Raw genomic sequence first — 10177 nt, 5'->3', positions numbered from 1 at the left:
TCCCCTCTCGGCCGTCCCGGTCCGGCCCGGTCGCGCCTACCCGGCCAGCCACACGCCGCCGAGGTCGGGAGCGGTCGGGTCGATCACCGCTCCGGCGCCGCCCACGCCCGGGGACGTCGCGCTCTGCTTGGGCACGAGGCCCCACACCAGGTCCGTGCCGGAGTCCCACAGCTCCCGCTGGAGCCGGTCGTAGGCGCGCTGCCGTGCCGCCGCGTCGAACTCGCCGGCGGCGTCCTGGAACCGCTCGGCCCAGGACGGGTCGTTCCAGCCGAAGTTGTAGGGGGCCTTGGGGATGTACAGGTACTGGGCGATCTCCGGGAACGGAGCGGTCCAGCTGAACGTCACCGCCGAGTAGTCGTAGTACTTGGACGGGTCCGCGTAGAACTGATCGACCGGCATCTCGGTCACCTGGACGTCGAACCCGGTGTCCCTGACCTGGTCGACGACGAGGCGGCTGGCCTCGACCAGGCCGGGCGCCATCGCCGAGGCGAGGATCCTCACCGTGACCCTGTCCTTGCCGGCCTCCTTCAGCAGCGCGGACGCGCGCGCGGTGTCGCGGGAGCGCTGCGGCAGCCCGGTCGCGTACCAGGGCAGGCCCACGCCCCACAGGTCGTTGCCGACCTTGCCGAGGCCGAACGTCGTCGCCTGGACCAGCGCGTTCCGGTCGACGGCCAGCCGGAACGCCTGGCGGACGCGCGGGTCGTCGAACGGCGGACGGGTCGCGTTGAGGAACCAGCCGAGCCCGTCGGGGGCGGGCGCCGGGTGCAGCACCACGCGGGCGTTGCCGCGCTGGGCCCGCGCGTCGGCGAACGCGACGTTGTCGGCCCAGTCCACCTGACCGGCCAGCAGGGCGTTCATCCGGGCGGACGGGTCGGGCACGGCGAGCATCTCGATGCGGTCGGGGTGCCCGCGTCCGGCGCCGCCCCAGTAGTCCTTCCTGCGGACGAGGACGCTGCGGCCACCGGGCGTGAACGACTCCACCCGGTAGGGGCCGGAGCCGTTGAGCCGCTCGGCCTTGGTCGCGGTGCGGCCGTCCGGCATCACCGTGAAGTAGCCGGACGCGAACCGCGCGTCCAGGTCGGCGGTGGGCGAGGTCAGGACGAAGCGGACGGTCCGCGCGTCCGGCGCGGACGACCGGCCCGCGTCGATCATCGCCAGCGACGCCGCGGCCTGGGTCCGCGACTGGGTGACGTAGGAGGCCAGCACGTCGGCGGCGGTCATCTCCCGCCCGTCGGCGAACTTGACGCCCTCCTTGAGGGTGAACGTCCACTCGGTGCCGTCGGGGTTGTGCGCGACCCGCTCGTACAGGAGCGGCCGCACCTTGCGTCCCGGGCCGAGCAGGCCGAGCTTCTCGTACACCTGGAGCAGGCGGGCGTTGGACAGGTAGTCGCTCGTCTTGAGCGGGTCGATGCTGTCGGCGGCGGTGCTCAGGTACGCGATCCGCAGCGTCCCGCCCCGCCGGGGCGGCCCCGCCGGGCCGGTGGCGCGGGCCGTGCCCGGGGCGCCCCCGGAGCCGCAGGCGGCCAGGGCCGGGGCGGTGAGCGCGCCCGCTCCGGCCAGCGCGCCGGAGCGCAGCAGCGTCCGCCGTGTCAGCGCCCGCCGCGTCAGGGGGAGGCTGGTCTGGGGCATGGGGGTCCTCTCGGCTCGGTCTGCTCGGTCGGGAGGCGGGGGGCACCGGCCACGCCGGGACGCGCGGGAGGGGAAGGGACGCGGGACCCGGCCGGGAGCGGACCGGCCCGCGGAAGGCTCAGGGGTAGAGGGGGTGCGCGGCGGCGAGTTCCGCGGTGCGCCGCCGCAGCTTCGGGACGTCCGCCGCGGTGAACCCGGGGGCGAGGGTCTCGGCGATGATGTCGGCGACGGCGGCGAACGCCTCGGCCCCGAAGCCGCGGGTGGCGAGCGCGGAGGTGCCGATGCGCAGCCCGGACGGGGTCCGCGCGGGCCGCGGGTCGAACGGGACGGCGTTGCGGTTGACGGTCACGCCGGCCCGCTCCAGCCGCTCCTCGGCGGCGAGCCCGCCGGCGGGGCCGCCGGCGGCGGCGCAGTCGCGCAGGTCGAGCAGGACCAGGTGGACGTCGGTGCCGCCGGTGGCGACCCGGACGCCGGCTCCGGCCAGGTCGGGGGCCGACAGCCGGGCCGCGATGATCCGGGCGCCCTCGACGGCGCGCCGCTGCCGGTCCGCGAACCCGGGGGCGGCGGCGAGCCGCAGCCCGACCGCCTTGGCGGCGATCGCCTGGTTGAGGGCGCCGCCCTGCTGGCCGGGGAAGACGGCGGCGTCCACCGAGCGGGCGTGCTCGGCGCGGCACAGGATGAGCCCGCCGCGCGCGCCGCCGAGCGTCTTGTGGGTGGTGGCGGTGACGACGTCGGCGTGCGGGACGGGCGAGGGGTGCAGCCCGGCGGCGACGAGCCCGGCGAAGTGCGCCATGTCCACCAGGAGCCGGGCTCCGGCGGCGTCGGCGATCCGGCGGAACGCGGCGAAGTCGAGGTGCCGGGGGTAGGCCGACCATCCGGCGATGACGACGCCGGGCCGGTGCTCGCGGGCGAGCGCGGCGACCTCGTCCATGTCGACCAGGCCGGTCTCCCGGGACACGTGGTAGGCGACCGCCTCGTACAGCCTGCCGGAGAAGTTCATCCGGGTGCCGTGGGTGAGGTGGCCGCCGTGCGCCAGGTCGAGGCCGAGGATCCGGCCGCCCGGGGCGAGCAGTGCGGACAGCGCGGCGGCGTTGGCCTGGGCGCCCGAGTGGGGCTGGACGTTGGCGTGCTCGGCGCCGAAGAGGCGGCGGGCGCGGTCGATGGCGATCTGCTCGATCACGTCGACGTGCTCGCAGCCGCCGTAGTAGCGCCGCCCCGGGTAGCCCTCGGAGTACTTGTTGGTGAGCACCGACCCCTGGGCCTGCAGAACGGCGCGGGGCGCGAAGTTCTCCGAGGCGATCATCTCCAGCGTGGCGGCCTGCCGCTCCTCCTCGGCCGCGATGACGGCGTGCACGCGCGGGTCGGCCTGGTCGAGGGTCCAGGTCAGCGGGCCGCTCATCCCGCCGCCCCGCTCTGCTCGATACGGGCCTGGACGCCGTCCAGCGCCCGGTCGATGGTGTAGGCGTAGAACTGCTCGGTGAACGCCGCGCGCGCCTCGTCGCTGCTGTTCAGCCGGTCGAGCGAGCCCGCGAACAGGCACAGCCCGGTGCCGTCGCAGTCGTCCGGCCCGGGGCAGCGGTCGCCGTCGCGGACCATGAGCAGCAGGTCGCGGTCGTCGGGGTGGGCGTCCAGGCGGACCCGGTCGTCCTCCAGCGCGAGCGGCATCAGCGCGCTGTTGAACAGGACGCCGTAGGCGGCGGTGGCCTCGTCGCCGAGCCCGCCGGCGTGCAGCAGCCGGACGCCCCGGTCGATGATCGGCAGCGCGGACGGGACGGTCGGCCCGTAGAGGGCGAGCCGGCGCGCGACGCCCCGGTGGGCGGTCAGCACCGGCCGGATGCCGAGCAGCAGGTCGCGGAACCAGTCGCGCCAGTGCAGGCCGGGCGCGGGCACGGGGAACAGGGCGACGACGCGCTCCACGACCTCGTGGACGACCGCCTCGCGGCTGCCGATGTGGTGGTAGACGACCTGCGGCCAGGAGTCCAGCCGGGCGGTGAGGTCCCGGATCGTCCAGCCCTCGATCCCGGACTCGGCGGTCAGCGCGACGGCGGCGTCGACGATGGCGTCCGGGCGGATCGCCGGACGGCGGTCCGCCGAACGGCGCGGTCCCGGCCGGGCCGGGGGCCTGGCCGGCGGTCTCGGCCCGCCGGCGTGCGGAGGTGAGGTGGCCAAGGCCCGCTCCCTGGTGCTCGTGCGGGTCCGGACACCGGGCTCCCGCGGTTTTCCGATCAATGGTTCGCCCCAACCCCTGGCGGGCGAATTTAGGTAAGGCTAACCTAATTGATCAGCGTTCAACAAGGGCCGATGATCATTCCGGATCTCCGCGGGCAGCGGACGTTCCGGGGTGGCCGGCGGCGTTCGCGCCCGCCCACCGGCCCCCGAGCAGAAGGGACAGCGCCTTGGCGACGTCCACGACGGATACGGCACCCCGCACAGGGGGCCCGGACGGTACCGGCCGGGACGCTCCGGCCCAGGCCGAGGCCGGAGCGAAACGCTCGGGGCCCGGCCTCGGAGCGATCCTGGCACCCGTGCGCGGTCGTGTCACGGCCGCGGCGCTCCTCCGGGTCATCGGCGCCCTCGCCACGCTGGTGCCCTATGTCGCGGTGGCCGAAATCGGCCGCGTCCTGCTGCGGCCGGGCCCCGCCGACGAATCCGCCGTGTGGCGGTGGGTGGCCATCGCGGTCGGCGGCCTGCTGGCCGGCACGGCGTGCAGCGGAATCGCCTACACCCTCACCCACATCGCCGACGCGGACGCCGGCCTGCACCTGCGCCGCCGCGTCGCGGCCAGGCTCGGCCGGGTGCCGATGGGCTGGTTCACCGACCGGGGCTCGGGGCGGGTGAAGCGGGTCCTGCAGGACGACGTGCACGCCGTCCACCACCTGGTGGCGCACGCGCTCAACGACCTCGTCGGCGCCGTCGTCACGCCGGTCGCGATCCTCGCCTACCTGTTCTGGGTCGACTGGCGGCTCGCGCTGGTGTGCATCGCGCCACTGCTGCTGTACGTGGTCGCCTACGGCTGGATGATGCGGGACGCCGCCGCCCAGATGGCCAAGTGGAGCGAGGCGCTGAGCCGCCTCAACGCCGCCGTCGTCGAGTTCGTCGCCGGGATCGCCGTCGTCAAGACGTTCGGCCAGACCCACCGCGCCCAGGACCGCTACCGCCGCGCGGGCGACGACCTCGCCGACTTCTTCGGCCGCTGGGTGGGCCCCATGCTGCGCGTCGAGGCGGTCTCCTCGCTGATCATCGCGCCGCCGGTGATGCTGCTGGTCGCCGCCGGCGCGAGCGCCTGGTTCGTCGGCGAGGGCTGGATCGGGCCGGCGGAGGCGCTGCCGTTCCTCATGCTGGCGGTCGGCCTCGGCACCCCGGTGATGACGCTCGGCTTCGGCGCCCAGGCGATGCGCACCGCGACCGAGGCCGCCGGCCGGCTCGGCGAGCTGCTGAGCACCGCCGTCCTCACCTCCCCCGAGGAGCCGCGCGCCCCCCAGGGGTCGCGCGTGGAGTTCGACGGGGTCGGCTTCTCCTACGACGGCCGCACCACCGTGCTGGACGGCATCGACCTGGTGCTGGAACCCGGCACGGTCACCGCGCTGGTCGGGGCGTCCGGCTCGGGCAAGTCCACGCTCGCGCGGCTCCTCCCCCGCTTCTGGGACCCCGGCACCGGGCACGTGCGCATCGGCGGGGTCAACGTGCGGGACATGGCGGAGACCGACCTGTACCGGCAGGTCGGCTTCGTCTTCCAGGAGACGTCGCTGCTGCGCGCGAGCGTGCGCGACAACATCCGGCTCGCCCGTCCCGACGCCGCCGGCACCGAGGTCGAGGCCGCCGCCCGCGCCGCCCAGATCCACGACCGGATCGCCCGCCTGCCGCGCGGCTACGACGCCGTCGTCCACGAGGACGCGGAGCTGTCCGGCGGCGAGGCGCAGCGGGTCGCCATCGCCCGCGCCCTGCTCGCGGACGCGCCCGTCCTGGTGCTGGACGAGGCGACCGCCTTCGCCGACCCCGAGTGCGAGGCCGCCGTGCAGGACGCCCTGTCCGAGCTGGTCGCGGGGCGCACCCTGCTGGTCATCGCGCACCGCCTGCACACGATCACCGGCGCCGACCAGATCGTCGTCATGGACGGCGGCCGGATCGCCGAGACCGGAAGGCACGCCGATCTGCTGAGGGCCGGCGGGGTCTACACCCGGCTCTGGAACGCCCAGTCCGCCGCATCCCCCGAGACCACCGGCACCGAGGAGACCCGATGATCCGCCGACTCGCCCGCCTGATCGACCCGGCCGACCGCGGCCGCTTCCGCCGCTACCTCGCGGCCATGGCCGGATACGGCGTCCTGCAAGGCATCGCCATCATCCTGCTCGTGCCGGCGCTGCGGCCGCTGCTGCGCGGCGACGCCGGCGACGCCGTCCCGTGGCTGTGGGCGCTCGCCGGTGCCACCGCCCTCGCCTGCGCCGCGTACTACGTCCAGGCGATGATGGGCTTCACCATCGCGCTCGCGCTGCTGCGCGGCCTGCACCACCGGGTCGGCGACCACCTGGCCGCGCTGCCCCTCGGCTGGTTCTCCACCGACCGGACCGGGCGGCTCACCCACTCGCTGTCGCAGGGCACGTCCATGATCACCGGGGTGCCCGCGCACCTGCTGACGCCGCTCGTCACCGGCGTCGTCACCCCGGTCACGGTCGCGCTCGGCATGTTCTTCTTCGACTGGCGGCCCGCGCTGGCGATCCTCGCCTGCTCCCCGGCGCTGCTGGTGGTCTACCGGTGGGCCGGGACGCTCGCCGACCGGTCCGCCCACGCCGTGGACGCCTCCGCCGTCGAGTCGTCCTCGCGGGTCGTGGAGTTCGCGCGGGCCCAGCCGGTGCTGCGCGCCTTCGGCCGCACCGCCGAAGGGCACCGGCTCCTGGACGAGGCCCTGGTCTCCCAGCGCGACGCCGGACGCGCCATGATCCGTACCGGCGTGCCGGGCATCGCCGGCTTCGCCATCGCCGTCCAGGGCGTCTTCACCCTCGTCATCGCCCTCGGCGCCGCCCTCGCGCTGAGCGGGTCGCTCGCCATCGCCGAGCTGATCGCGCTGCTGGTCATGGCCACCCGGTTCACCGGCCCGCTGATCGAGGTCGCCGACCTCGGCGCCGCGCTGCGGCTCGCCGCGCACGACATCGAGCGCATCGACGACGTCCTCGCGGTCTCACCGCTCCCCGAGCCCGCGGACCCGAAGAGCACGGCCCGGGACGGCCTCGGCGTCGAGTTCGACCGGGTGACCTTCGGCTACGGCGACGAACCCGTCCTGCACGAGGTGTCCTTCACCGTGCCGCCCCGCACCATGACCGCGCTCGTCGGGCCGTCGGGCTCCGGCAAGACCACCATCGCCCGCCTGGTCGCCCGTTTCTGGGACACCGGCTCCGGAACCGTCCGCGTCGGCGGCGAGGACGTCCGCGACCTCGCCACCGACGACCTCATGGGACGCCTCTCCCTGGTGTTCCAGGACGTCTACCTGTTCGACGACACCATCGAGGCCAACATCCGCATCGGCCGCCCCGGCGCCACCCCGGACGACGTCCGCGAGGCGGCCCGGCTCGCCCGGGTCGACGAGATCGTCGACCGTCTCCCCGACGGCTGGGACACCCGCGTCGGCGAAGGCGGCGCGGTGCTGTCGGGCGGCGAGCGCCAGCGCGTCTCCATCGCCCGCGCGCTGCTCAAGAACGCGCCCGTCGTCCTGCTCGACGAGGCGACCGCCGCGCTCGACCCCGAGAACGAGGCCGCCGTCCAGGACGCCCTCACCGCCCTCACCGCCGACCGGACGCTCATCGTCATCGCCCACCGGCTCCAGACCATCACCGGAGCCGACCAGATCATCGTCCTGGAGGAAGGCCGCGTCACCCAGCGGGGACGTCACCCGGAACTCGTGGAGACCCCCGGAAGGTACGCCGACTTCTGGCACGAACGCACCCACGCCCAAGGCTGGCGCCTCACCACGACTCCTGGACACTGAGGGGAAGGAGCCGATCATGCGGTGCCGGGGTTCCGCGCGGTGATCAGGTGTTGCAGGGTGCGGCGATGGTCGGGCGCGACGCCGTGGACACCGTCGAGTTCGAAGAGTTCGGTCAGCGGTGCGACCTCGACGTCCACGAAGCCGGCGCCGGTGATGCGTTCCTGCCAGGCGGTGATGGTCTCCGCCTCGGCGAGCACCAGTGCGCGGCGGGCCTCCTCGTCGTAGGCGCGGGCCCTGGGGTCGGTGTCGGGGTGCCGCATCCCGCCGGCGTGCCAGGGGGCGTCGACGACGGCCAGCCGGCCGCCCGGTCGCAGCAGGCGGCGCCAGTTGCCCAGTGCGGTGTCGACGCCGGGCAGCGTCCACAGGAGGTAGCGGCTGACGAGCGCGTCGAAGGGGGCGCCCGGCACCGCGGGGTCGACGGCGTCGCCCTGGACGAAGGTGATGTCGAGGCCGCGGGCCCGCGCGTTGTCGCGCGCGTAGGCGACCATGGCGGGGGCGAGGTCGATCCCGGTCACCCGGGGGCCGAGGGCGGCGATGGTCAGCGCGGCGTGGCCGGTGCCGGTGCCGACGTCGAGCACGGTGGCGGTGCCGTCGGGCAGTGCGCTCCGCCAGACCCGCATCCAGGCGGCGCTGTAGTCGGGGTGCCCCAGCCGCTGCTCCTGGAATCGCTGGTAGGCGGGTGCGTGCTGGTCCCAGTACCGGGTGATCCGGTCCTGGACCGCCGGGTTGTACGGCATGGCGTCACCTCTCCTTGAGGTAGGCCGCGAGACGCTCCAGGCCGTCAAGGACCAGGGGCGTGGGCGGTTCGGTGAAATTGAACAGCTGCACGGTCATCGCGTCGTTCTTGACCGCGCGCAGATCTCCGGCGCCGGGGATGTCGAGCAGTGCCTGCTTGATCTCCTGGTCGGTGCCGTCGGTGTGCAGCAGGACGATGACGTCCGGGTCGCGTCCCAGCAGCTCCTCCATCGAGACCTCGAAGACGCGCTTGTCGACGTCGGCGAACACGTTCCGGGCGCCGAGGGTCTCCAGTTGCGGCGTGGCCATGCTCTGGCCTCCGTACGCCCCGACGGTCCCCTCGCCTCGGTAGGGCCACAGCACGGCGACCTTGCGGCTCTTCTGGGCGGGCAGGCCCGCTTCGACCGTCTCGATGCGCCGCCGGAGTTCCGTGACGGCCTGCTCGGCCTTGGCCTCGCGGCCGAAGACCTTCCCGTACAACCGCATCTGGCTGTAGATCGTCTCGTAGCCGGGGTCGCTGATCCCTTCCGGGCAGAAGCTGGGCTCCAGGAGCACCGGGATGCCCGCCGCGGCGAGCGACTCCCGCGTGACGCCCTCCGGGAGGCCGAGCAGCAGGTCGGGCTCCTCGGCGATGATCGACTCGGTGGAGATCCTCAGGTGCCCGTCCGAGCCGAGCCGGTCGGTGAGGGACGGCACCTTGCGGACCGCCGCGAGGGTCTGCTCGGAGTAGTACTCCGCCGGGAACTTCCCGGCCCGCGAGGCCAGCCGGTCCAGCACGCCGAGCGAGGACAGGTACTGCAGCGGAGCACTGTTGACGATCATGACGCGCGAGGGCGCCCTGTCCAGCGTGACGTCCACCCCGCAGTTCTCGACGGTGACGGGATGGCCGCCCGCGCTCCCCCGGCCGCCCTCCGCCGGGCCGGTCGAGCCGCATCCGGCGAGCGCGGCGGCCAGCAGGCCGGTCCCCAGCCAGGCGAGGTGGCGCTTCATCTGACGTTCGCTCCCTGTGTCGGTATGGCTTTCAGGTCGTGGTGGACGACGTGGGGGTGCTCTCTTGCGGCGGGGCCGTCGCGTCGTCGAGGGGGTGGAAGAGGAACTGGATGCCCCGGGACGTCTCCAGCCGTTCGACGCCGACGCCGTAGACGTCCTGGAGCAGCTCGGGTGTGAGCACGTCGGCGCAGGGTCCGTGCGCGACGGCCTCCCCGTCCTGGAGCACCAGGACGTCGTCGCAGTACCGGGCGGCGAGGTTGAGGTCGTGGAGCACGATGACCGTGGTGACGCCCAGTCCGCGGATCATGCCGAGCAGCTCGTGCTGGAACCGGATGTCGAGGTGGTTGGTCGGCTCGTCGAGCACCAGGTGCGAGGGCCGCTGCGCCAGCGCCCGGGCGATCATCACGCGCTGCTTCTCACCGCCCGACAGCCGGACGAAGACCCGGTCCGCCAGGTGCCGCGCGCCGACCCTGCGCAGTGCCGCCGCCGCGATCCGGTGGTCGTCCGCGCTGTCGCGGGAGAGCGTCGCCTGATGCGGGGCCCGGCCGAGCAGGACCATGTCGGCCACGGTCATCGGCAGGTCGCCCGGCGCCTCCTGCAGCACGACGGCGACCTGCCGGGCGAGCGCCCGGTGGCCGATGGAGTTCAGCGGACGCCCGTCCAGCAGGACCTGCCCGCCGGCGGGCGTCACGATCCCGGTGAGCATCCGCACGACCGTGGTCTTGCCGCTGCCGTTGGGGCCCAGGAGCCCGAGGACCCGGCCGGACTCGGCCCGCACGTCGACGCCGCGCACCACCGTCGCGGCGCCGTAGGCGTAGCTGAGCCCGCGTCCCTCGATCATGA

The 10177-nt window shown here is 74.4% G+C and carries 8 protein-coding genes; 2 read left to right on the top strand and 6 right to left on the bottom strand.

Going from position 1 to position 10177, the window contains the following annotated elements; translation table 11 throughout:
- Nucleotides 1-36: 36 nt before the first annotated feature.
- From BM339_RS31375 to BM339_RS31365, 3 genes are all read right to left on the bottom strand, one after another.
- Entirely contained in the window at nucleotides 37-1629 is a 1593-nt protein-coding gene (locus BM339_RS31375; protein ID WP_075023213.1) for an ABC transporter substrate-binding protein, read from the bottom strand.
- Nucleotides 1630-1747: 118 nt separating this feature from the next.
- Nucleotides 1748-3028 carry a serine hydroxymethyltransferase gene (locus tag BM339_RS31370; protein ID WP_075023212.1) on the bottom strand — a complete coding sequence of 427 codons (1281 nt, stop codon included), beginning with the start codon at nucleotides 3026-3028 and terminating at the stop codon, nucleotides 1748-1750.
- Nucleotides 3025-3798: a TetR/AcrR family transcriptional regulator gene (locus tag BM339_RS31365; RefSeq protein ID WP_177287829.1), complete on the bottom strand. Its 774-nt coding sequence runs from the start codon at nucleotides 3796-3798 to the stop codon at nucleotides 3025-3027. The genes BM339_RS31370 and BM339_RS31365 overlap by 4 nt, the downstream gene beginning before the upstream one ends.
- A gap of 356 nt (nucleotides 3799-4154) precedes the next feature.
- On the opposite strand from BM339_RS31365, the gene BM339_RS31360 reads away from it, so the two are divergent.
- Both BM339_RS31360 and BM339_RS31355 read left to right on the top strand, forming a co-directional pair.
- On the top strand, nucleotides 4155-5870 hold the full coding sequence (locus BM339_RS31360; protein WP_256255537.1) for an ABC transporter ATP-binding protein: 1716 nt from the start codon (nucleotides 4155-4157) through the stop codon (nucleotides 5868-5870).
- Nucleotides 5867-7609 (top strand): ABC transporter ATP-binding protein, encoded by a 1743-nt coding sequence (locus tag BM339_RS31355; RefSeq protein ID WP_021592491.1) that lies wholly within the window; start codon nucleotides 5867-5869, stop codon nucleotides 7607-7609. Before BM339_RS31360 ends, BM339_RS31355 begins: the two co-directional genes overlap by 4 nt.
- A gap of 14 nt (nucleotides 7610-7623) precedes the next feature.
- Here BM339_RS31355 and BM339_RS31350 read toward each other — a convergent pair whose 3' ends face one another.
- The 3 genes from BM339_RS31350 to BM339_RS31340 are packed head-to-tail and all read right to left on the bottom strand — an operon-like array spanning nucleotide 7624 to nucleotide 10175.
- Nucleotides 7624-8346, bottom strand: coding sequence for a class I SAM-dependent methyltransferase (locus tag BM339_RS31350; RefSeq protein WP_021592490.1), 723 nt, complete (start codon nucleotides 8344-8346; stop codon nucleotides 7624-7626).
- A gap of 4 nt (nucleotides 8347-8350) precedes the next feature.
- On the bottom strand, nucleotides 8351-9334 hold the full coding sequence (locus BM339_RS31345; protein ID WP_021592489.1) for an ABC transporter substrate-binding protein: 984 nt from the start codon (nucleotides 9332-9334) through the stop codon (nucleotides 8351-8353).
- Between the two features lie 31 nt (nucleotides 9335-9365).
- Nucleotides 9366-10175, bottom strand: coding sequence for an ABC transporter ATP-binding protein (locus BM339_RS31340; RefSeq protein WP_075023317.1), 810 nt, complete (start codon nucleotides 10173-10175; stop codon nucleotides 9366-9368).
- Between the last annotated feature and the right edge of the window lie 2 nt (nucleotides 10176-10177).

This window comes from Actinomadura madurae (assembly GCF_900115095.1).
In the GTDB taxonomy this organism is placed as follows: domain Bacteria; phylum Actinomycetota; class Actinomycetes; order Streptosporangiales; family Streptosporangiaceae; genus Spirillospora; species Spirillospora madurae.
Note: the sequence above shows the minus strand (reverse complement) of the source record. Positions and strands in the feature narration are given on the sequence as shown.

Excerpts from the sequence above, each read along its gene's own strand:
- BM339_RS31370 (WP_075023212.1), bottom strand. The coding sequence starts at position 3,028 with ATGAGCGGCCCGCTGACCTGGACCCTCGACCAGGCCGACCCGCGCGTG.
- BM339_RS31375 (WP_075023213.1), bottom strand. The coding sequence starts at position 1,629 with ATGCCCCAGACCAGCCTCCCCCTGACGCGGCGGGCGCTGACACGGCGG.
- BM339_RS31355 (WP_021592491.1), top strand. The coding sequence starts at position 5,867 with ATGATCCGCCGACTCGCCCGCCTGATCGACCCGGCCGACCGCGGCCGC.
- BM339_RS31350 (WP_021592490.1), bottom strand. The coding sequence starts at position 8,346 with ATGCCGTACAACCCGGCGGTCCAGGACCGGATCACCCGGTACTGGGAC.
- BM339_RS31340 (WP_075023317.1), bottom strand. The coding sequence starts at position 10,175 with ATGATCGAGGGACGCGGGCTCAGCTACGCCTACGGCGCCGCGACGGTG.
- BM339_RS31345 (WP_021592489.1), bottom strand. The coding sequence starts at position 9,334 with ATGAAGCGCCACCTCGCCTGGCTGGGGACCGGCCTGCTGGCCGCCGCG.